General features: G+C 68.2%; 18 protein-coding genes and 4 pseudogenes. 7 read left to right on the top strand and 15 right to left on the bottom strand.

Features of this window, described 5'->3' with window-relative positions; genetic code table 11:
- Positions 1-366 precede the first annotated feature (366 nt).
- Complete coding sequence (locus SRB17_RS13060) at positions 367-1,632, top strand: SpoIIE family protein phosphatase (protein WP_153537807.1); 1,266 nt, start codon at positions 367-369, stop codon at positions 1,630-1,632.
- Between the two features lie 435 nt (positions 1,633-2,067).
- On the opposite strand, the pseudogene SRB17_RS46190 reads toward SRB17_RS13060, so the two are convergent.
- Positions 2,068-2,241: pseudogene (locus SRB17_RS46190) on the bottom strand (IS701 family transposase); the annotation flags it as partial.
- A gap of 141 nt (positions 2,242-2,382) precedes the next feature.
- A complete protein-coding gene (locus SRB17_RS13055) occupies positions 2,383-3,315 on the bottom strand; it encodes an aminoglycoside phosphotransferase family protein (RefSeq protein WP_153537805.1) in 933 nt (310 codons plus the stop codon).
- A 362-nt stretch (positions 3,316-3,677) separates the two neighbouring features.
- Between SRB17_RS13055 and SRB17_RS13045 the strand changes: the two genes are divergently transcribed.
- The gene (locus tag SRB17_RS13045; protein WP_153537803.1) at positions 3,678-4,511 is read left to right on the top strand and encodes an SDR family NAD(P)-dependent oxidoreductase; all 834 of its coding nucleotides are present in this window, start codon (positions 3,678-3,680) and stop codon (positions 4,509-4,511) included.
- A 174-nt stretch (positions 4,512-4,685) separates the two neighbouring features.
- Here the strand turns inward: SRB17_RS13045 and SRB17_RS13040 are convergent, their stop codons facing one another.
- Positions 4,686-4,982 (bottom strand): hypothetical protein, encoded by a 297-nt coding sequence (locus tag SRB17_RS13040; RefSeq protein WP_153537801.1) that lies wholly within the window; start codon positions 4,980-4,982, stop codon positions 4,686-4,688.
- Positions 4,983-5,185: 203 nt separating this feature from the next.
- Positions 5,186-5,683, bottom strand: a complete 498-nt coding sequence (locus tag SRB17_RS13035) for a hypothetical protein (RefSeq protein WP_323375372.1) — start codon at positions 5,681-5,683, stop codon at positions 5,186-5,188.
- Between the two features lie 1,156 nt (positions 5,684-6,839).
- On the opposite strand from SRB17_RS13035, the gene SRB17_RS13025 reads away from it, so the two are divergent.
- Positions 6,840-10,202 (top strand): phosphodiester glycosidase family protein, encoded by a 3,363-nt coding sequence (locus SRB17_RS13025; protein WP_194293981.1) that lies wholly within the window; start codon positions 6,840-6,842, stop codon positions 10,200-10,202.
- 171 nt (positions 10,203-10,373) lie between these two features.
- On the opposite strand, the gene SRB17_RS13020 is transcribed toward SRB17_RS13025, so the two are convergent.
- Positions 10,374-11,678 carry an MFS transporter gene (locus tag SRB17_RS13020; protein ID WP_323375371.1) on the bottom strand — a complete coding sequence of 435 codons (1,305 nt, stop codon included), beginning with the start codon at positions 11,676-11,678 and terminating at the stop codon, positions 10,374-10,376.
- A 624-nt stretch (positions 11,679-12,302) separates the two neighbouring features.
- Positions 12,303-12,740 (bottom strand): VOC family protein, encoded by a 438-nt coding sequence (locus SRB17_RS13015; RefSeq protein WP_153537797.1) that lies wholly within the window; start codon positions 12,738-12,740, stop codon positions 12,303-12,305.
- A 425-nt stretch (positions 12,741-13,165) separates the two neighbouring features.
- On the opposite strand from SRB17_RS13015, the gene SRB17_RS13010 reads away from it, so the two are divergent.
- A complete protein-coding gene (locus tag SRB17_RS13010; protein ID WP_228395964.1) occupies positions 13,166-13,555 on the top strand; it encodes a hypothetical protein in 390 nt (129 codons plus the stop codon).
- 93 nt (positions 13,556-13,648) lie between these two features.
- Here the strand turns inward: SRB17_RS13010 and SRB17_RS46180 are convergent.
- A pseudogene (locus tag SRB17_RS46180) lies at positions 13,649-13,839 on the bottom strand (IS5/IS1182 family transposase); the annotation flags it as partial.
- Between the two features lie 359 nt (positions 13,840-14,198).
- Between SRB17_RS46180 and SRB17_RS13005 the strand changes: the two are divergent.
- Positions 14,199-14,519: a hypothetical protein gene (locus SRB17_RS13005; protein WP_153537795.1), complete on the top strand. Its 321-nt coding sequence runs from the start codon at positions 14,199-14,201 to the stop codon at positions 14,517-14,519.
- A 184-nt stretch (positions 14,520-14,703) separates the two neighbouring features.
- Positions 14,704-15,135 (top strand): VOC family protein, encoded by a 432-nt coding sequence (locus SRB17_RS13000; protein ID WP_153537793.1) that lies wholly within the window; start codon positions 14,704-14,706, stop codon positions 15,133-15,135.
- A gap of 64 nt (positions 15,136-15,199) precedes the next feature.
- Here SRB17_RS13000 and SRB17_RS48475 read toward each other — a convergent pair.
- From SRB17_RS48475 to SRB17_RS12985, 3 genes and pseudogenes are all read right to left on the bottom strand, one after another.
- Positions 15,200-15,775, bottom strand: a pseudogene (locus SRB17_RS48475) (transposase); the annotation flags it as partial.
- Between the two features lie 238 nt (positions 15,776-16,013).
- Positions 16,014-16,511 carry a hypothetical protein gene (locus SRB17_RS12990; RefSeq protein WP_153537788.1) on the bottom strand — a complete coding sequence of 166 codons (498 nt, stop codon included), beginning with the start codon at positions 16,509-16,511 and terminating at the stop codon, positions 16,014-16,016.
- A gap of 297 nt (positions 16,512-16,808) precedes the next feature.
- Positions 16,809-17,245: pseudogene (locus SRB17_RS12985) on the bottom strand (integrase core domain-containing protein); the annotation flags it as partial.
- Positions 17,246-17,303: 58 nt separating this feature from the next.
- Here SRB17_RS12985 and SRB17_RS12980 point away from each other — a divergent pair.
- Entirely contained in the window at positions 17,304-17,762 is a 459-nt protein-coding gene (locus SRB17_RS12980; protein ID WP_153537786.1) for a PPOX class F420-dependent oxidoreductase, read from the top strand.
- Between the two features lie 21 nt (positions 17,763-17,783).
- On the opposite strand, the gene SRB17_RS12975 is transcribed toward SRB17_RS12980, so the two are convergent.
- The 5 genes from SRB17_RS12975 to SRB17_RS12955 form a co-directional block, all read right to left on the bottom strand.
- Positions 17,784-18,281 carry a transposase gene (locus SRB17_RS12975; protein ID WP_228395963.1) on the bottom strand — a complete coding sequence of 166 codons (498 nt, stop codon included), beginning with the start codon at positions 18,279-18,281 and terminating at the stop codon, positions 17,784-17,786.
- A 490-nt stretch (positions 18,282-18,771) separates the two neighbouring features.
- Positions 18,772-19,215 carry a DUF6210 family protein gene (locus tag SRB17_RS12970; protein ID WP_153537784.1) on the bottom strand — a complete coding sequence of 148 codons (444 nt, stop codon included), beginning with the start codon at positions 19,213-19,215 and terminating at the stop codon, positions 18,772-18,774.
- Between the two features lie 536 nt (positions 19,216-19,751).
- Positions 19,752-20,576 (bottom strand): SAM-dependent methyltransferase, encoded by an 825-nt coding sequence (locus tag SRB17_RS12965; protein ID WP_153537782.1) that lies wholly within the window; start codon positions 20,574-20,576, stop codon positions 19,752-19,754.
- Positions 20,577-20,659: 83 nt separating this feature from the next.
- Positions 20,660-20,911, bottom strand: a complete 252-nt coding sequence (locus tag SRB17_RS12960; protein ID WP_153537780.1) for a DUF397 domain-containing protein — start codon at positions 20,909-20,911, stop codon at positions 20,660-20,662.
- Positions 20,908-21,780, bottom strand: coding sequence for a helix-turn-helix transcriptional regulator (locus SRB17_RS12955; RefSeq protein WP_323375429.1), 873 nt, complete (start codon positions 21,778-21,780; stop codon positions 20,908-20,910). Before SRB17_RS12955 ends, SRB17_RS12960 begins: the two co-directional genes overlap by 4 nt.
- Positions 21,781-22,072 lie beyond the last annotated feature (292 nt).

Here is a 22,072-nt window from a genome sequence, read left to right as displayed (position 1 = left end):
GCACGACTCGGTGACGATGTCGATCCGCCTCATCGGCGCGCTGCGCAGCTGTCCGGCCCACAACGGACCGCCGCACCGCCTGGCCATACGTAAGCCGCGTCCCACGACGCCGGCACCGCCCCGCCCAACGACACCGCCGCGGGCAGCGGTGTACGCCACAGGACTGGATCTGTCGGCCGACCGACTGGTCCGTCCACGCAGCACCGAAACCAGCGGGCCGGGTCAGGACACCACACAACCAGGCGGGTCCCGATCATGACATACGCCTGGTGAGCGTACGCCGCTGCCACCCGCCGCCCACGAGTGAGCTCGGCGGGCGCGGGAGCTGGATCTTTCGTAGATTGAAGAGCGAGCGACTGGCAGGGAATGCGTGTGACGCGGAAGATCGACTACCCAGGGGTGTTCGCAGCCCTTCCGAGCCCGTGCCTGGTGCTCGGCACGGACCTGGTGATCGCCGATGCCAACCCGGCCTTCTGCGAGGTGACCGGACGGAACCGGGCCGAGCTGCTCGGGCAGTACCTCTTCGACGCCTTCCCGGACAACCCCGCCGACCCGGAGGCCGACGGGGTGGCAACGCTGCAAGCCTCGCTGCACCGTGTCCTGGCCTCCGGCCAGACCGATCACATGGCGTTGCAGAAGTACGACATCCCGGTCCCCGGCAACCCCGAGGCGTTCAAGGAGCGGTGGTGGACCGCGATCAACGTGCCCGTCCTGGGCCCGGACGGAATGGTCGCCTGGATCATCCACCGGTCCGAGGACATGACCGACGTCGTCCACGCTCGCCGCACCGCGCACCTGCCCTCGGTCAGCCCCGGCCGGGAAGCGGCCATGGAAGCCGAGCTGTACGCCCGGGCCCGCCAACTGCAACAGCTGAACGAGGAACTGCGGCAAGCCCACACCCGTGAACGGCGCATCGCCGTCGCCCTGCAAGAAGCCATGCTCCACTCCCCGGACCTGGCCCGCCACCCGGATATCGCCGTGCGCTACCTGCCCGCGACCGGTTCACTGAACGTGTGCGGCGACTGGTACGACGCGGTCGACCTGCCCGCGGACCGCTTCACCGTCACCGTCGGCGACGTGGTCGGCCACGGGCTGATGGCCGCCACCGTCATGGGCAGGCTCCGCAGCGCGCTGAGCGCCGCCACCCGCACCGTCCACGGCCCCGCCCAGGCACTGGAGGTCCTGGGGATGTACGCCCGCTCGGTCGAGGGAGCACTGGCCGCCACCGCCGTCCAGGTCCTCGTCGACTGCCACAGCCAACTGCTCATCTACAGCAGCGCCGGCCATCCCCCGCCCGTCCTACTGCACCCGGACGGCACCTGCGAGCTGCTCGACCAGGCCACCGACCCACCGCTGGGCGCGCGCCCCGAACACATCCCCCGCCCCCAGGCGAACGCGACCTACACTCCCGGCGACACCCTCATCCTCTACACCGACGGCCTGATCGAACGCCGCGGTGAGGACATCGACACCGGCCTGACCCGCCTGACCTCCACGCTCGCCACCTGCACCGAATTCGGCGCGGAACACCTCGCCGACGCCCTCCTCGCCCGCCTGGGCCTCGCCAGCGGCGCCTCCGACGACATCGCCATCGTCGTCGTCCGCCTGGCCCGAGCGACCCGACCGCACTGATCAGGCCGATGTCGTCGTCGGTGAACGTGCGGTCGTGGGGGTAGGCGGCCGGCCTGGTTCGGTCATAGCGCAGCACGTCAGCAGGACGGTGCGCAGAGTATTCTCGGCCGGCTCCGCGCTGTAGCCGCCGGTGTGGGCGAGCACGGCGCTTACCAGCTCTCGGTAGGTGATCCAGTCGTCGACGGGCTGTGCGGGAAGCAGGATTGCGCGTGGAGGCATCGAGCCGCCCCAGCCGTGCCGGACGGGCCTTGCCGGACAGGCTCGACAGCATTCCCTTCAGCTACCGGACGAGTCGGTTGGGTAAGCGTTGTGGATGATGTTCCCTCGGCCGAGACGACCAGCTCGGGCGCCTGCCCGGTGACGAAGATGCACGGGACGATGTGGGTGGCTCCGCTGTCTCCGCCGATTCCCGAGCGCCCTAACCGTTGCGGGCCCTGCATCCCAGACGGCCCGGCACAACGGATGCTTCATACCGTGCTGGCCGATCTCCCCGGCCCACTCGGCGATCGTCCAGCAGTTCTTGCGGAGCAGGTCCGGCAGGCCCAGCACCAACCGTGCGGCTCGCAGGCGCGGTCCGTATCGGGCGAACGGGCCCGCGATGCGGCCCAGGGCCGCCGCGAACGCCTGCCGCCACCGAGTGGGATCTCTGTGACCTGGGGCCACCATCTCATCGCCAGTACCCACAACTCACGGTGATCAACACCTGGCCGCACTCGTCCCCCCACCGCACCAGGCCGGCACCGTCACGCTCTACGAGCGTTCGGTGAGCAACTCCGCCAGGCGGTCGGCGAATTCAGTGAGCCAGTCCAGCCGTGGTCCGCTGCGGGCGATGCGAAAACCGTGACGGCGGCCCCAGAACGCGGCCTGGACGGCATGGAACTGCGCCCACCGCTGGACGCGTTCACGGTCGAGTTCTGCGGCCTCGGCGAAGACGTCCAACACGCGATGGACAGCCCTGCGCAGGTCATCGGCTGCGAGGAGCGTCAGCGCGCGGGACTTCAGCAGCGTGCCGCCGTCGTAGGCGGGATCTCCTGCATACCCTTTGGGGTCCACAGCCAGCCACGGCTCTCGGCCGGCACGCAGGATGTTCCGGGCATGGAGGTCACCATGGATGAGGGTGTCCGGCTGGGCCCGACCCAGCTCCCGGACGGTCGCCACAGCTGCATCCAGCACCTGACGCGGCAGCGCATGCGTCAGCGCCTCGCCGTCGGTGCACAGCTGCTCCTCCCAGGCATCGGCCTGCTCACGCAGCCGGGGAAGGCCGGGCGGTGCGGGGATGGCCAGGCGACGACTGAGCCGCCCGGCGACCGTCATCACCTCGTCGCCGTCCTCGACCTCCGCCAGGGTCGATGGTTGAACCCGCTCCAGCAGCATCGCGAACCGCTCGTCGTCCCGCTCATGCAGCAGTACGGCGCCGCACCCGCCCCACGCAACGAAGGCATCCGGCTCATGGACGTTGCCGGGATGCGGAAACGACACCTTCAGCACAGCGCTCTCCCCAGCCCGCCGCCGTACCGGAACGATGACGCCGACGCCCCCGTGCATGACCGCGCCATCCGGCACGCACCCCCAGCGCCCCAGCAACTCCTCCACGATCCCGGGCAGCTCGGCGAGCCACGCCGATCCGCTCTCCCCCTCGCGGTCGACGGTGCTCCGTGCGAACTCCCCCGGCATCGCGATCATGCCGGCACCCTACGCGCGAACCCGCCGCAACCGCCAAGCGCCACCCGGCCGTTGCCCGGCAGACCGTGCGCTACGAGGAACGCGAGCTACAACTGGAGCGCCGTCATGCTCACCCAGCGCCTCGCGGAACAATCCGCGTAGGCGCGGTATCCGGACGGTGATCCCCGTTCCGGCGGATCAGCGCGATCATCGGCTGCGGCGCGGCGGGGCGACAGGCCGCTTTCTTTCGGCCGGGCGGTCTACCAGCAGCGCAACGCCGTCGAGCGGTGCATCAACCGCCTGAAACAGTGGCGCGGCATCGCCACCCGCTCCGAGAATTCCGCGACGATCTACCTGGGCGGAATGACCTATGAAGGGCGATCATGAGTGTGAGGGATCCGAACGGCAGGCACGCGGCAGCTGCGGATCAAAGCGATACGGCAGCAGGCGCCGGCGTCGCCGATGGCGATGGGCCATTGGCGGGGTGTGCGGCGCTGGTGACGGGCGCGTCCAGCGGCATCGGTGCGGCCACCGCCGTGTCGCTGGCTCGGCAGGGCGCCGCTGTGGCAGTGGTCGCCCGTCGTACGGAGCGGCTGGAGGAACTGGCCGCAGCGATCCGCGATCGCGGTGGCTCGTGCAGCGTTCTCACCGCCGACCTTGGAGACGCAGCGCAGGCGCGTCGGGCCATCGAGGACGCCGTGGATTGCTTCGCGCGGTTGGACGTGCTCGTGAACAACGCCGGTTTCGTAGCCATGGGCACCATCGAGGGCGGCGACCCCGCCGACTGGAAACGGATGGTCGACCTCAACTTCAACGCCGTCCTGCACCTGTCACAAGCGGCGTTGCCACACCTGCTCCGCGCAGCAGCAAACGGCCCACGCGGGGTCGCTGATCTCGTGAACGTCAGCTCGGTCGGGGGCCGGGTGGTGCGTAGGAACAATGGTATCTATTCAGCGACGAAGCACGCGGTGGGCGCGTTCAGTGAGGCCCTGCGTCAGGAGGTGACAGGAAGGGGCATCCGGGTGGGCCTGATCGAACCGGGCCTGACGGTGACGGAGATGGCGACCGGACCCGGATCCGCTGCCTCCCGTGGCTTGCCGCAGAACGCTTGGCTGCACGCCGAAGACATCGCCCGTGCCATCACCTTCATGGTCACTCAGCCCCCGCATGCCGCGATCAACGAGATCATGGTTCGCCCTACGGCCCAGGAACACTAAGCGTCAGCGCGGGAGATGTACGCGAGCGGCCAGGAGCACAGCCCTGTGACCCTGTGGCCCGGTTACGCGGCAGGACCATCCGGCAGGTCTGGCGACATCGCAGCTGCTTCCGACCGTCTTCACCGTCACCAAGAAGGACGCGGGGGGCGCCGTCGCGTTCGGGCAGCGTTTCGGTCAGGTGGGCAAGCCCGTCTGGGCGGTGGAACGAAGTCTGGTGGCGGGGATGCGTTCGAGTCCGTCGTCGGCCCGCTGGGCCGCATCCTCGGGTGCGTCGGCGGCCTCGGCCGGTGCCAGGACCGGGGAGGCCGCAACCCGGCCCGGGGTCCCGTCGGCGCGTTCGGCGAGGGAGTACGCTGCGCCGGGCCGGGCATCGGCGGCTCGCTCGAGGGCGAGGTAGGCCAGGTCATGTGGAACGGAGGCGGCCCCACTCCCTACCGCGCCGACCTCGCCCACCGCGCCGTCGAACCCCACGCCTGCTGCTGCCGCAGGCCCGCCCTCCCGAGCGCCTCCTCAGTCACCTCAGGTGCACGGACCCCGCCTCCCGGCAGGGCGTCCAGTATGACGCCGGGCATGCCCCGGCAGTCCGAGCCGCTGTCAGGGGGCCAACGACCGTCCGGACGGCGGCAGTTCGAGCAGCCGCCGTCCGGATTGTTCGCGCAACGCAGGGCCGCGGCTCAGCAGCCGCCGCAGTTGTAGTACAGAACGTCCCAGTGGCTTCCCTCGTCGGTGTAGACGTTGCCGGCACCCGACGTCCACATCGGGTAACCGTCCCCGCGCAGCCCGGAGTAGGTGAAGTTGCTCTTGATGTAGTTCCCGATGCAGGTGTACTTGCTGTAGTCCAGCTTGTAGCCGTTCCAGTGCGAATACGTGCCCGAAGCGTGCCCGACCTCGGTGCCGCCGGTGATGTTGAGGGCACAGCCGCTGGCGCGCTTGAGGGTCTGGGCGCCCTGGGCGGTGGCGAGGTTGAGCTGCTCGAAGGAGGTACAGGTCGCGTTGTAGCGGTCGGAGCAGTTACCGGAGGACGACCAGGTGATGCCCGCGTCGCGGAACATCTGGGTCGCGGCGGCCTGACTGATCTTGGTGACGGCGAAGGCGTCGGTGGCGGTGCCGAGGACCGCGACACCGGGGGCGACGACAAGGGCGAGAGCGGTCAGTGCAGAGCGAACCTTCACGGGGGAGCCTCCTGCGATTGGCCGTGCTTCCTACGGGGCGGCTGTGCAGGTGGTGCCAGGAGATGATGCCAGAGCTCTACGCGCGTCCGCCAGAGCGGCGGCCATATCGCGGGCGCATCCGACGGCGCACGTGCCAAGCCCAGGGCCGGCGGGAAGACCGGCCCCGGCCCGACGGATGGCAAGCGTCCGGTTCCACGGACGTGTGATGTGTGCTCCGATCCCGTTCCACGAAGGATCCATGCGGGCAGTACCCGCGCTGAGCGCAAACGGCGCGGACACGAAGAGTCCGCACCTCTTTCTGTGACGGGCCACTGCTCGTCCTTCCAGACGGCGATCTTCGTCTCGTCCCGCACAGTGGCCTTGCGAGAGAGGAACTGCACGCTCCAGTCGATCCGGTGCAGCAGCAGATCCGACCCAGTCAGGTGTAATCGACGCCAAACCGGCGGAGCACGATCTCAGCGATCCGGGCCCGTGTCCAGCATTGGTCACTCCAGCCGAAGCGGCCGGGCCCGCATCGCCATCACCATGCCAACCCCACTGGTCTTCGGTGCCGCCGATGCTGTCCGGCCCGCGCACATAGTGGAGGTTTCGCCCTGCTCGGCTGCGGGTTGAGGGATGCGGGCTTCAACGGTTCGGCCGTTCCAGTGCTCAGTTGGCCGTCCTGCCCAACGCCGGCCACTACGACATCCTGGCCACCCCACCAGTTGATCGCACACTCCAGCGAGTTGCGCGCCCGGTAGCGGGCCTCGTAGAGGCCGGCGGGTGCCCGCCGCGTGAACCACGCTTGCGGCGGGCCGCGTTGTGACCCCCCGTCTCGGGGAGCACGTGCCGGATCCCGCGGCATCGCCGGTACCTGCGGTCACGCCGTTGCCGTACCCGCCTGAAGCAACTGCCCCCGAGGGCCGGTCGAAGGAGCCGAAGGTGAACGCGATTCGACCGGCTGCTGAGGTGAAGCGCTCTGATGGTCATCTGCCTCACCCGGAACGGAAACCTGTGATCCGCCGAGGCGGTGTGCGGTTGGTGAGCGATCCGGTGCCCACCGGAGGCATGCCCGTTAAGGAACCCCTCAATGACATTGAGCGCGAAGAGACCTGCGGGAGCCGGATTTCGGCGTACCGCAGTGGCAGCCGCGGCGGCGCTGACGTTCGCCGGCGCCGTGACAGCAGCGGGACCCGCTTTCGGTTCCGGCGCCGACACGGCCACGCACGGCCATGCCGTCACCCCGGACTGGCTCCCGGACACACCGGAGAACTGGCCGCTGGTGGTGGACTACACCCGGACGCCGGCCCAGACCGTCACCCGTGGTCTGCAGCACTACAGCGAGACCTACGACACCATGGGCGGCCGTCAGCACATCCAGGTACTCAAGGCCGACCTGACAGACTCGAACCTGCGGGTCGGAATGGTCGAGGCCGGCGACACCCTCACCAACCCGGCGGACGAAACCCCGTCGTCGATGGCCGGTCGCACCCACGCGGTGGCGGGTGTCAACGGGGACTACTTCGAGATCCACGCCAGCGGGCGGCCGCTCGGCGGCATCATCTCCAACGGACACATACTGAAGAGCCCCAAGCCGGGATTCGCCTCCCAGTTGGGCGTCAAGCCCGACGGCACCATGGTGATGGGGCCGGAAACCTTTTCCGGCACGATCACCGACGGCACCGCGACCCGCTCGCTGACCTCGGTGAACACCGTGAACGACGTGGCGTCCGGTGGCATCACCGAAGTCACCGCCGACCTTGGCGAGACACCGGGCCTTTCCAAGCCCTCCACTCTGGTCATCGGCCATTCCACCGACGGCGGCTTCGTCGTGGACGACGTGCAGGCCGGTGTCACCACCGTGCCGCGGCTGACCACCGGCCGGCTCGGTCTCCTCGGTGCCGGCGACGGCGGTCAGTGGCTGGGCGACACCCTGCACACGGGTGACACGGTGGGCATCACCACGCAGTTGTCCCCCGATAACGATGTCACCCAGCTGATCAGCGGTGTCGACATGCTGGTGAAGGACGGCAAGGTCTACCAGGACCCGACCGGCACCCCGCCGAGCGGCGCCAACCCGGAGACCGCCGTCGGCATCACCAAGGACGGCAAGCACGCCATCGTCGTCGCCATCGACGGCCACGGCGGCGCCTCCACGGCCTTCGGTGTGACGCCGGAGCAGGCCGCCGGCTACCTGGTCGCCCACGGCGCCTACACCGCGCTGCTCTTCGACGGCGGCGGCTCCACAGGGATGGTCAGCCGCGCCCCCGGCGCCGACCGGGCCGACGTCGTCAACACGCCGTCCGACCTGCCCGGCAACACGGAGCGTCCGGTGGCCGACGGCATCTTCTTCTACTCCACCGCCAAGGAGGCCGGACCTGCCGTCCAGGTCAGGGTGAACGGCGGCAAGGCGGTCACCACCGTCGCCGGCGGTTCCATCCCGCTCTCGGTGTACTCCGTCGACCGGTTCGCCAACCCGGCCGCCGGCACGGCCCACGTCCGGGTCGAGCCCGCCGGCCTCGCCACGTACGAGGACGGCAAGCTCACCGCGCACCTTACCGGCACCGGCCGGATCATCGCCTCCAACGGCAAGGCCTTCACCTCCGAGAAGCTCGAGGTCGTCGGCAAGCTCGACACGCTCACGGTCACGCCCGACAAGGCCGACCTGGACAACGGCGCCACCCAGCAACTCGCCCTGTCGGGAACCGTCAAGGGCGGCGGCGAGGTGCAGATCCCCGCTGAGGCGGCCACCTGGAAGGTCGGCCCGGACAATCTGGGCAGCGTCGACTCGCACGGCCTGTTCACCGCGGACGCCGACAAGGGCGGTCTCGCCGACGTGAGCGCCACGGTCGCCGGCGCCACCGCCACCGCGTCCGTCGCCGTCGGCAGCGTCAGCAAGACCATCGATCCGATGAGCAGCCTCGACGTCTGGCGGCTCAGCAACAACACCACCGGCAAGCCCGCCACCCTGAGCGCGGACCCCGGTGTCGTCCCGCCGGGTTCCACCGAATCCGGATCGCTCAAGCTCGACTACTCGATGCCGGCAGGTGCCGGCGTCAAGCAGCTGGTGCTCTCGCCGAAGGCCACTCTGAAGACCGACACCGACAACGGCCAGGTGCCCACCGGCATCGGTGTGTGGATCAAGGGTGACGGCAACGGCATCGAGCTCGCGGAGAAGTACATCGGCGTCAACGGGTCATCGACCACCCTCTACCCGACGTACGTGACCTGGAAGGACTGGCACCTGGCGGTCGCTCAGCTGCCGGCGGGCATGCAGTTCCCGCTGACCATCAGCTTCATCGACTTCCTGGCGATCAGCCCGAGCACCTCCTACGGCGGCTCGCTCAACGTCGGGGGCCTTCAGGCGCTGTACTCGCCGCGGCCGGTCACCGCGCCCGCATACCACGCGATCCCGAAGAACCCGGACTGGTTGTCCTTCGAGGAGGACTCCGCGCACTTCGCCAAGAAGGGCACCACCCTCCTCGCCGGCGACGACGCGCACATGCTCGCAAGCGACCCGGGTTCGGTCAGCAGCAACGTGATGGACTCCATCACCAAGCGGCTGCCCACCCTCACCCCGCAGGCGCGGCCGGACGCCGCCCAGTTCCTCGGCGACATGTCCGACGACGGCAAGCCGGCGGACCTGCAGTACGCCAAGTCCAAGATGGACGCCCTCGGCATCCCCGAGCGCGACATCGTCGGCAACCACGAGATCACCCAGGGTGCCGACGCCGAGAACGGCAACTACAGCGACGCCTTCGGCGACACCCACTACGCCTACACCCAGGGCGCGGCGCGGATGATCGTCACCGACAACTCGCACGGCAGCCTGCAGTCCTCGGACCCGTTCCAGGACCCTTCGGGCGCCCAGTACCCGTGGCTCGTCCGGCAGTTGACGGACACCACCGCCAAGGACGTGCTGGTCATCACGCACATGCCCGCGTACGACCCCCACCCGGCCGCGAACAGCCAGTTCACGGACCGCTGGGAGGCGCAGATGTACCTGCGGCTCGTGCAGCGCTACCAGCAGACGCACCCGAAGCAGCACGTGATCATGTTGTACGGCCACGCCCGCGGCTTCGCCGAGCAGATTCTCAACCCCGAGGGTGAGAGCGTGACCACCGCCGAGGGCGGCATCCCCCAGTTCACCTTCGCGGACCTCGGCATGCCGGCCTACGCCCCTGCCGACCAGGGCGGCATCTACCACTTCGGCCTGCTCCGGATCGGCGACGACGGTGACCTGCAGTACTCCGTCGAGCCCGCCCTCGCGTCGATCACCGTCAACGGTCCCAAGGACCCGATCGCGAACGGCGACCACGTCACCCTGACCGCGACGGGAGACCAGATCACCGGCGACAACATCGCCCCGCTCACCATCCCGATCGCGGATCCGGCGTCCCACGCCTGGACGTCGAGCAACCCCAAGGTCGCTTCTGTGGACCCGTCCACAGGAGCCCTGACCGCCCATCGCTCCGGCACCGTCACCGTCTCGGTGACCTCCGGCGGCATCACAGGCAGCTCCCTGGTCGTCGTGCGCTGACATGACGGATGCCGGGGTGCCCGGGCGTTCCCGGGCACCCCGTCGGCGTAGCCGCATGTCGTGGTCGTCGCTCTGGCATGCGCGCCGCCGTGGATCGCTCGGCCTCCGCACGGGCCGAGGCTGGTGTGGTGATGCCCCGACGGACCGGTCCGGACTGGGAAATGGGCACGCTCACGCAGACGGGACCTCAGTCTCCGGCAGGGCGGGAAGCGTCCGTCCCAGGCGGGTGAGTGGGGACAGGGCCATCAGTGCCGGCGACAGCAGCATGCCTGCGGCCGTCACCAGGAGGCTGGTACGCGTACCCCACACCTCCGCGAGAAAGCCGCCGAGCAGCGAGCCGAGCGAGGTCAGGCCCATCCCGACAAAGTTGATCGTCGCGGCCGCGCGGCCTTGCATCCCGTCCGGAGTGGCGGTCTGCCGGACGGCCATGACCGTCACATTCACCAGCTGGCTGAAGGTCCCGAAGACGAAGTTGACCGCAAGGAGTGCGGGCACCGTCACCACAGAAGAGCCGTGCAGCGCAGGCACAAACAGGAACACGCCGTCGCCGAGTGCTGCCGCGGACACGAGCACAGCGCCGTACCCGAAGCGGCTCGGCAGGCGGGCGGCCAGCAGCGAGCCCAGGAGCGCGCCCGGCCCCGTCGCCGCAAGTGCCAGCCCAACGACGGTGCCCGACAGGCGCAGGTCCCGTGGCAAGAACAGCAGATAGACGGTCATCACAGCCGCGAAGAAGAATTGGAAGGCGGCTGACGCGAGGCACACAGTACGCAGCGAGGTGTCGCCGGCGACGAAACGGAGGCCCTCATGGATCCGCCGCCAGAGCCGAGGAGGCCGTTCCGAGCGTTCCGGGATGGTTTCGCCGCGACCGATGCTTCGGATCGACACGAACGACAGCGCGAAAAACAGCGCGGCGGAGGCGGCGGCGATCGGAGCCGACAGCACAGACACCAACGCACCGCCGAGGGCGGGACCGCCGATCTGTGCAGCGGAGCGGCTGCCCTCGAGCGCGCTGTTGCCCCACACCAACTGATCGCGTTTCACCAGCCGTACCAAAGACGCCTGGTATGCCACGTCGAAGAACACGGACAGACCGCCGACGGCGAAGGCAACCCCGAGCAGCGCCGGCAGGCCGAGCCCACCGAGGAGGCCGGCCGCGGCGGCGACGCCCAGTGCCAGGGCCCGACCGGCGTCCGCCAGCACCATCACCGTACGGGGCCGCCACCTGTCCACCCACACGCCGACGAAGAGCGACAGCAGCAGGATCGGCGCCTGCTCCACCGCGCGCAGGGCGCCCAACTGACCGGCACCGGCGTTGAGCGTCAGGACAGCGAAGAGCGGCAGAACCACCAGACTTGCATGTTCGCCCAGTTGGGAGGCCGTCTGGCCCACCCAGAGCCTGCGGAAGTCGCGGTCCCGGCACAGGCTTGACGGAACGGGTCGACCGGAATCGGATACAGCGGAGAAAGAGGACGGCACAGGGACCCCTCGAATGACCGAAGACGAGACCCGCCAACCGGCGCACGAGAGGTGCACCGACCACTTCAGGCAGCGGGAAAGGAAGACTCGCCGTGCCGCGCATCAAGGGCAGCACGCGATGACAGGCCGCTCACGGCCTCCGACGTCAACGCGTGCTCGGACGACCGACCATGTCTAGGCTCCTCGTGAGTCACTCGCTGCGCCAACACTAGTGGCTCGGCTCGCTTGATCGGCTCGGAAATGGATCGGCTGCTGCTAGTCCGTCAGGGTGTCTCCGGGCCGTGATCTCGGATGTGATCGTGGGACATCGTCCGGGAGTGTTCGTCCGGCCGGTGGACGTCGGGACGTGACCTCGCTGCTGCAGGTCGGCGAGGACGCCGCATCCTGCGTACGGGCAAGGTCTCCTGGCAGACCACGACCACCTGGAAGGCCAGTACCGCCCACCGCGGCCACGAAAGCAAGCGCAGTCCCTCCACATAGGACGTCGATCAACTGATCGTCAAAACGCTTGGTCAGCGGACCGGCCCGAACGCCATGGCTCTCCCGGAGCAGACGTCACGGTGGCTGTCCCTGGCGAGGAGTACGCCAGCGATCTGCGTCGCCTTCACCCGTCTCGGGCCGGACTCACCCGGGGTGCCGGCCGTCCTGCAAGTCGTGCAAGGAGGGGGCGTAGGAGATCCCGACGATCAAGCCGTCCGCCGTGAGAAGTCTGGCCACCGTCTGACCCCAGGGCTCGGTGCGGGCCTGGTGCACCAGTTCGAAGCCCGCGCGCTGAAGCTCGGTACCAGCGGCTGTGACGGCTTCCGCGTTCGCCACCTCGAACTCGATCGATGCCTGCGGGACCACCCGGTCGGCGGGCCACTGGGCCGTGCCGAAACATGCCTCGGCTGCCTGCGAGAGCGGCCACAGGCCGAAGTGCTTGCTGCCCGGGATGCTCCCGCTGGAGTAGTAGCCGTTGCCTTCCCCCTCCAGGGGCAGGCCAAGAGCCTCGATGAACAGCTTGCGACTCACCGGCGGGTCGGCGACGACCACCGCCACGCTCGTGATGAAGAGAACGTCCATGCCGGTGGTGGCACTCCCTGCTACGACTGGACTGCGAGAGTCGGAGATTCGGCCTCGTCGGCGCCGTTTGCAGCGGCCGGTTCACGCTCAACGTATCCGCCGGCTCCGCAAGGGCCGAGACACCCGCGCCCACACCAGCCTTGAGTCACCCGATCGGGCTGGCTCACGTGCGCACTGCCGGGCACGACCGTGCCGTCATGCCACCCATCCCTGGACGGCCTACCGGCGCGTTCTGGCGGCACCGTGAATCGGCGCAGGCGAGAAGTTGCCGGAAGGCGGCAGCGTTCAGCTGATTTTTGCTGCCGGAAGTTGCCGATCACGCCAGGCAACCAGGTACCTATGGTTGTTCGAGCAGTCTTCGCCGAATGAATTCTGGACGTCGCTCGTGATGACGATCGTGTTTCGCCTTAGGAGGAGCCTCGATCATGCCTGCCCATCTGACCACAGATGACTGGTGGCTCATCGCGGCCGGCGTCACCGTCGTCTACATAGCCGCAATGTACTGGTGCATGCCGACGCCGACGGCGAAGCGGCGCATGCTTATCGCCCCGCTGGCCGGCTGGATATTCCTGTTGCCAAACGCTTCGATAAAAGGCTACTCCGTCTCGCACACCCTGTATTTCTACAGTTGCACCCTGGTGATGTTCATCATCATGCTGGCACCGGTCGCAAAAAGGCTTTCTTCCGACATTACAGAACAAGAGCAGAAGCCTTGGGACAAGGTGCCCCTCAATACTTTTTCCTTGTACTGGATGCTTGGGTCGGCCACGGCTTGCATCGCGGGAGTGACCTGCCTCTGGCCGTTCCTTGCATAACGGACGATAGGCGGCGACCTGCGACTCAGGGGGGTACCGCTCATGGCGTCTACTCGGCCGCGAGAGGTCGCCCCTCCCCCCATGGGAAGTGAGTTATCGAGTGCGGGTCAGGTTGCGAACGCGGACGATGCCGAGCACGGCCTGGTGAACCCCGCTTTCCCTGAGCCGGCAGCCCCGCAGGTCTTCCCATTCCTCAGTCGGGACAGGGCGTTTTGCATCCGGGCTCGCGAGCGGCGGTGGACGGCATTCTCCGCCTCTTGCCGTGGGCTGGGGTGAGTCTGCGGACAGCGGTGATGCTCTGGTCCTGGGCGGGTACCAAGGTGCCGGCGACGTAGACCGCGTCCTTGCGCGGCCGGCGGGCAGGCGAGATGGCCGGCCCTCGACAGCAACTGCTGCAGGCCGTACGGGTTCGCGTCCCCGGCCTGCCCGGCGAGTGTCCAGCAGCTCTCGCACGGCAGGTCCGACAACAGTCCGATCACGAACGCCCATGCCCGGCAATGAAGTTCCACCCGGACGAAACGTCCCGCGATACGGCCCGTCACGGCCCCGGACCAGCCCCGGCCAGCCCCGGCCAGCCCCTGCCAGCCCCGAGCAGCGAGATCAGGATCTGGGCCTATGGCCAGTTCTGGAGTTGAATCGGTTGATGGACATGTCCTCCCGAGAGATCCGCATGCCCCTCGACAAGGTCGTCGCAGTACTGCAGGACCTGAACGAGTTCGTCGTTTCCCTCGACCGACTCGGATCCCGCCGGGCATCCGGCACCGCCGACGAGTACACCGTCGGCAGATTCATCACCGACTGGGATGTCGCTCGCCGATTGGCCCGCGCCCGACGCATCATCAGCGTCGCGCTGGATGCACAACTGACCGAGGAAGACATCGCCGAGATCGACGCCTTGTGCGACCAGGGCCGCTTCTACGGCACGAACAGCGCCAACGGCCCCTCGACTGACCAGTCCAGCTGAGACAGCAAGCGCATCGGACCGGACCAGGGCCTGTTGCGAAAGTGCTGGTCACACCCTCTCGGCGCTGTGTGTCTCTTCGACCGGCCACTGATCGAAACCTTTGACGATCGGCCGTGGCGTCCACTGGTGACCGTATGCTTCAGTGGCGCACGTTGCGGCACGCTCCAAACGTCTGGAGTCAGACATGAAGCCGAATCGCTCCATCCCGGCGTCGACGGTTATCCCTGTCCTGATCTATCCCGACGTCCGCGAGGCGGTCGCCTGGCTCGGTGCAGCCTTCGGGTTTGTCGAGCGGGTGCGGATCGGCGAGGACCACCGCGCACAGCTCAGCTTCGGCGACGGGGCCATGATCGTCGGAGATGTGCGAAAAGATCGGCGTCCCCCGCGCCCGGGCGAGGTCACGCACTCGGTCATCGTGCGCGTGAAGGACGTTCGCGCCCATTGCGAGCAGGCCCGGCGGCACGGCGCACGCATCGTCATGGAACCGGCCGACTTCGAGTATGGCGAACGGCAGTACACCGCCGAAGACCTTGCAGGCCACCAGTGGACGTTCTCGGAGACAATTGCGGATGTTGCCCCAGAGGAATGGGGCGGGACGTCTGTCACGCCCCATTGACGCTCTCCCATCGGTACTGCACGGCGGTGAACGGCGGGCAGGCGGTCACAGCCACTCATTGCGGTCACAGCCACTCCTTGATGGCCGCGACCAGCACTGTTGCTTCGTAGCGGACCGCGGGTCTTGGTGGTCCAACCGCCGGGTGAGCGGCCCAGTTCGGCCGCGTGGAGAACGAGCTCTGCGACGTCGACGCGCGCGGCGGCGGTCTGCACGCGCCGACTGATCGTCCCCTTCGCCGAGCGGGGTTATCGGGACACTTTGCCCCTTTCGAGGAGCCCCTTTCCCTCAGTGACGGCCTTCTCCAAGTCCTCCAGGAATTCGGGGTCCACCACCATTCCGGCTGCGTGGTGGTGGGCGCGGCGGGCGAGACCGTGGAATCCACACCAACCAGGTCGAGACCGGCCTGCCCACGGGCCGCGGCCCCGGCGATCAGCCCGTCCATCAACGTCCGGAGGGTCCCGGCCACCGCCCAGCGCTGGAACGCACCGTAGACGGTCGACCAGGAGCCGTACTCCTGCGGCACGTCACGCCAAGGGCTCCCGGCCCTGAACCGCCACATCGCACCGTTGAACTGCCGCCGCAGATCAGGGAACGGACCACGTTCACCCACCGGCACGAACGGCTCGACCAACTCCCAGTCGGCATCAGAGAGATCACCACGCGCGACCCTCGACGACTGACCAGGCCCAGGCCGCCGGGAGCGACCTCCACGGTGGCTCGATCGCCTCGGATCCGGCCTATCTGGTCTCGCGTTACTTCTCCGGGGCCGGGACGCTCATCCCGTCTACGTCCGCAACGGCTACCGGTCCTGAGGGCGGCGCCCCCGCGCACGTCCGGAGCGCCGGGCGCTCACCTCCGGCCACCGCACCCGCCCCGCGTCAGCGGCACGACGCCTTGTGCCGGAGGTGTCCGCCCAACAGTTCTACGTGTTCCGTGGCCGTGACACGACCGCGGACGACGGTGACGGTGACCCGTCCGGCCGTCGGTTCCGAGAGGTCGAAGGCGTAGAGCGCACGCCGACCGTCCAGGACCGGTGGCAGTCGGCGGACTGCGACAGGTCTGCTGTTGCACGTCACCGACCGGACGGTCTCACGGTCCGCGCCGAACACATGGACCTCGGCGAACGTGTACGTACTGAGCAGGGGAACCAGCGCGGGACGGACGGAGAAGGGAAGGTCGCGGCGGTCGGAGACGCACAACGCCGAGGTGAATCCGCCGGCTGTGGCGGCCGAACCCGAGCAGAAGCGCCCGTCGGCGGACTCCCAGACGAACGTGGCAGCGCTCCGGCCGACGGCGGCGGTGAACATCCCGTGCGGGCCCGGAAGGTCCTTGATCGACAGTTGTGCCGTGAGGTTGGCTCTGGACGCGTCGACCACCTGGCCCCGGCCGGCTGCAGTGGCCCGTGGCGACGCCGTGCGCGTCGAGGAGGCCGCAGGTGACGGCTTCACCCTGGACGGGCCGCCCCCTGCGGTACAGGCCACCGCCGAAAGCAGCACCGCACCGGCCACAACACATGCGAGAAGCCTGTTCATGTTTCCCCCGTCGGCCCATGTCAGTGCCCGGAGGGTAGCGCCGGGGCCAGTGCCTGTCAGCAGTCCGCGGCCACGAGGGCACCATGAGGCGGACGGAGGGACTTCGGGGGCCTCCAGGACGAATGGGGCGGCTCCCACCAGCTATCTCGCCTGACCTGGAGCGTTGTTCACACGGCTGATGGGTGGATGGCCGCCGAGTGCGGTGTGGCAGCGGTGGTGGTTGTAGGTGTGGAGGAAGTCCGGCAGGGCTTCGGTGCGTCCGTGGTTGGTGGTGTAGGGCCGTAGGTAGGCCCATTCGTCGAGCAGGGTGCGGTTGAAGCGTTCGACCTTGCCGTTGGCCTGCGGCCGGTAGGGCCGACTCAGCTTGCCGGTCGCGCCGAGGTCGGTCAGGGCCTGCCGCCAGGCGAAGCTCTTGCGGAAGGGCCAGGCGTTGACGGTCAGGACCCGCTCGATGCGGTCGATGCCGCAGGCGCGGAAGAAGAGCGCGCCCGGCGGAGGAAGGCGGCGCAGGTGGTGGCCTTCTCGTCCGGATGGATCTCGCTGTAGGCGAGGCGGGTGTGGTCGTCGACGGCGGAGTGGAAGTGGGGTTCAGAGTGTCCACGAAATTGTTGGACGGCTACGGATGTTGACCACGTCATGACTCAAGGACCAGCGCCTCGCCCACTGTCCGACGAAGCCCTCTCCAACCTGCTTGGCAAGCAGCAGTTCGGCACGCTCGCCACCGTCAAGCGCAGTGGCCATCCCCACCTGACCACCATGCTGTACAGCTGGGACTCCGAGGCCCGCATCGTGCGGTTCTCAACGACGGTCGACCGCATCAAGGTCGGGCACCTGCGGCGCGATCCGCGTGCCTCGCTGCATGTGCAGGGCGGCGACGTGTGGTCGTTCGCCGTGGCCGAAGGCGAGGCCGAGGTCTCGGAGATCACGACGGTTCCTGGCGATGCGGTTGGTCGGGAACTGCTCGGAATGATCCCGCAGGCTGCGAAGCCGGAGGACGAAGACGCGTTTCTGGAGCAGTTGGTTGCCGAGCGCCGAGTGGTCATTCGCTTGAAGGTGGACCGGCTGTACGGAACAGCACTCGACATCAACGGCTAGAACGGATCAGGTCCGTGCTGGTCATGGCCGCTCGTTGATGGCTGCGACCAGCAGGGTCGCGGGACAGCGGACGGCGAGTTTGTCGTACCTGGTGGCGACCGCGCGATGGCGTTTCAGCCGGTCGATCCCGCATTCGACGGCGTGCCGCTGCTTGTAGTCGCCCTTGTCGAACTTCGGCGGGCGGCCGCCGCGGGAACCGCGCCTCTGGCGGTTGCGGATCTGGTCGGCCTTCTCCGGGATGGCGCACCGCACGCCGCGTCTGCGCAGGTAGGCGCGGTTCGCGCGCGAGCCGTAGGCCCGGTCGGCGGGGACTTCGCCCGGCCGGGAGCGTGGTCGGGCCCGGCCCGATTCGGGGCACGCGGACGGCGTCCAGGACCGGCTGGAACTGGGGGCTGTCGTGCCGCTGGCCGACGGTGACGAGTAGGGACAACGGTTTCTGTCCCTGCTCGACCGCCAGGTGCAGCTTGATGGTCGGCCCGCCGCGTGAGCGTCCGAGGCCGTGGTCGTCGGGCTCTCCATCGACGCCGCCGGGAGGCTCCTTCTGCAGGTCCCCTTTTTACGCGCCCCGGCGGCGTGCTGGTGGGCTCGGGCGATGGTGGAGTCCCCGACCGGCGACAGGCGCAGCCCGCGCCGCTCACTTCGGCGCCGGAAAGCAGGTACTCCCATATCTGGTGAGGACCGTTACCGACGCGAGCTGGTTGCGGCGTTCCGTCTGAAGACGTTCGGCGCGGGTGCCGTTGCTTGTGGTGGTGAGGACGGCGATTCGGAACGGGTGAGTTCACCTGCTCATGCATCGATCAGCGTCGATGCGATTTTGGCTGTCACCCCCCTGACGCGGCGATGTCGAGCAGCTGGTCGTGGAGTCCGGGACGGGCGAACAGTGCGGCGGACGATCGGAACCCCCGGCCTGCTCGGCCAACTGCCAGCAGTTCCTCCGCTCGCCGCGCGACAGCCGCCCAAGCAGGTAGGCGCGGGCCGCGGCCCGGGGCTCGACCTGCCTGAAACTTGTCTAATCGGAGTTCTCCCAGACGAGAACGCCGGGGCCGTCGGGTGTCACCACCGGAACCCATGCCTCGTCCACCTCGGAGAGGCGCGATTCGTCGAGCACCAGCGGCAAGGGGAACAGGTCGTCCCGGTTCGCCGAGCCGTACACGTGGAAGGCGACCGCAGCCCTCAGCCGATCGAGCCTGTCCGCCGGCCAATCCAACCGCCTTGCTCCCTGCCCCTTCAGCTCTCCGACAAAGATCTCCCGCAGGTCGTCATCCAGGCCTTGGCCAAGAACAGGGATCAGATAGCCCTCTTGCTCGTACTGAATGCAGCCTGTCCCTCCCCCTTGGTTCTGGTAGACCACGCCGGTTGCCGCCGCCACGATGACGAACACCCATCCCTGATCAGAACCTGCCCCGTCGGGGTCAAGAACGATGTACCGCTTGGCATCACCTGCTTCAGTCATGAGCAGGAGCGTCGCACAGAGCAGCCGTGTACCACACCAGCATTCGTGAGCAGGTGCCGTGACTTGGCCGTTTTGTCTGGATCACCGAGCAGACCACGCCGTGCGACGTTCAGCTGGCGGCTGCCTGGGTCTGGGGCGTGGGGCTCGCACGGTCGAGGGGCCGCGACTCGCGGCGGATCGCGGCCACAGGCGTGACCGCGGGCAGCCGCTTCTGGACCTCCTCGTGCCGCCGGTCGTGCGGGCGACCAGACACTCGGGCCTGGCTGGAGGTCCGCCCCAGAATCCGGCATGTATTCGTACCGGCCGGCGCCTGCCGGCCCAGCTTTCAGGAGGGCTGGTGGCGGTGGCGCATCGTCCGCAAGACCGCCCTGGCCGGGCGGTCCTTCGCCGGACCACTTGAAGGCCGGCAGGCCACCCGCCTGGCAACATGCCGACTCAATGCCCGTGCCTGGCCATGGACATGGGGACGATGACCTGCACCACCAACCCTGCGTGCTGCGGGGCCGATATGTGTACTTCGTCTGAGGAAGCCAGCACTACGGCTTGATGCCCACACCCGTCCACAGACTGACCTGGGCGTCCGTGGGCGGCTCGGCTGCGGCGTCTTCGCTCGGAGAGTCGGGGCGCCAGCGGTGACCCATCGTGATGCCGGGGTCGAGAAGTTCCAGGCCGTCGAAGAAGCGGGCGACATCGGCGCGGGAGCGGAACTGCACAGGGGTTCCCGCGTTGTTGTAGATGTCGGTGACCTTCTGCCAGGTGGACGGATCAAGGTCAGGCGTGCAGTGGCTGAGGGCCAGGGCGCTGCCGGAGGGCAGGGCGTCGAGCAGACGGTTGACAATCCCGTACGGGTCCTGCTGGTCGGTGATGAAGTGCATCAGGGCGTTGAGGGACAGCGCCACCGGCTCGTCGAGGTTCAACACTTCTGAGAAGATGGGGGCGTTGAGCAGGGAGGCAGGGTCTTTGACGTCAGCCTCGATGTACGCCGTGCGGCCCTGCGCTGTGCTACGCATCAGGCGCTCGGCGTACTTCAGCACGAGAGGGTCGTTGTCAGCGTAGACGACCCGGGCGTCGGGGACGACGGACTGGGCCACCTGGTGCAGGTTCGGCTCGGTGGGGATGCCGGTGCCGATGTCCAGCCACTGGCGGATGCCGTACTCCCGGGCGAGAACTCGAGTCGCCCGGTGCATGAAGGACCGGTTCTCGCGGGCGCACACAAAGATACCGGGATAGGCGCCCGCGACAGCCTCGGCGGCCTGCTTGTCGACCTCGAAGTGGTCCTTGCCGCCAAGGTAGTAGTCGTACATGCGTGCGGAGTGCGGCCTGCTCGTGTCGATGTCCCGCGAGGCCGGCGTGCTGCTCATGCTGTTCCCTTCCGTAGTTGCGTGGCGTACAGAGCCGGGGCGGGCGACCTCGTGGTGGTGCCTTCTCCCGATCGCGCTGAGGTTCAGCCGGCCGTCAGATGATCGGCGAGGCCCTTTTTGACTCCCTCGAGGAATGCGCTGATCTCCTCGGTGGTGTAGATCAGCGCGGGTCCCGAGGGATCGGTCGACTGGCGCAGCGCAATGCGGCCGTCGGCGAGTTGCTTCGTCTCCACGCACTGGCCCCCGTTGGGCCCGCTCCACGGGCACTCCCAGCCGTGCTCACCAAGGTCGGACGCCGGCATCCCGTTGTAGACACTGCCATGGCTTGCGGTCATGAGTACTCCTTGCGCATGCGTTGCAACAGCGCCCTGCTGTCCGCGGAGGAGGTCAGCAGCGACATCCGGTTGTGTGCTTCCAGATGGGCGGCGACATCCGAGCGCTGGTCCAGGTACATGGAGGCGGTAAGGACCTCGCTGTAGACGACGTCGGGCAGCTCCGGCTCCGCGAACCGGAAGTAGGTGAAGGGAGCACACGCTCCGACATGGGCGCCTGCGGAGAACGGAACCACGTCGATGCTGATGTGCTCCAGCTCTGAGACCTCGAGGAGCCGGTCGATCTGCTCTCGCATCACCTCTGCCCCGCCGACGACGCGGTGCAGGACGGCCTCCTCCATCACCACCCACAGCGTGGGAGCGTCCTTGCTCTCCAGCAGTTCCTGCCGGCGCAGCCGCAACTGGGTGCGCCGCTCCAGATCTTCCTCGGAGTCGTTGGGGAAGCCGCCGCGCAGGACGGCACGCGCGTAGCCGTACGTCTGCAGCAGCCCGGTGACGTAGTGCGGCTCATAGGTACGCAGAGTCCTGGCGCTGGTCTCCAGGCTGACGTATGCGGAGAACCAGCCGGGCAGCACATCGCGGTAGTCATGCCACCAGCCCGGTTCGTTGGCCCGCTCGGCCAGGGCGACGAACTCGTCGATCTCCTGCCGGTCGGCTCCGTAGGCCTCCAGCAATCTCTCCACGTACAGGGGCTTGAGCGCGACCTCTGCCTTTTCCAGGCGCCGGACGGTCAGCGGCTTCACCCGCAGGGCTCTGGCAGCGTCCTCCAGCGACACGTCCGCGCTCTGCCGTCTCTCCCGCAGTCGCCGACCGAGGATCATCCGGAGAACTGTTGGCGCGCTGTTCCCCGCCCCCGAACGACCCTCCATCACTCCGCTCCATTCCATGACGGCTCGTCACTGTGGCTCAGTTGCATGGCGACTTGATGATGACGCCAGTTGGATACCGCCTGGCTGAAATTATCAGGGAAGCAGTTGCAGCGTGAAGTCGGCTGCGAGCATAGTTACATGTGTGAGAGGTCCAGCCGGACGTTCAGGCCCCCATCGTCAACGCCCAGCCAGCTTCACAGAGTTGCCGCCACCGAACGTCGAGGGCGCACGTCAATTCGAACACACCTGTCGGGAAGGCATTGCCGCCGCTCCACACGCTCGCGGCCCGGCCTCG

The organism is Streptomyces sp. RB17, assembly GCF_009604455.1.
Taxonomy (GTDB): Bacteria; Actinomycetota; Actinomycetes; order Streptomycetales; family Streptomycetaceae; genus Streptomyces.
The sequence above is the reverse complement of the archived record's forward strand: the minus strand, read 5'-3'. Positions and strand labels throughout refer to the sequence as shown.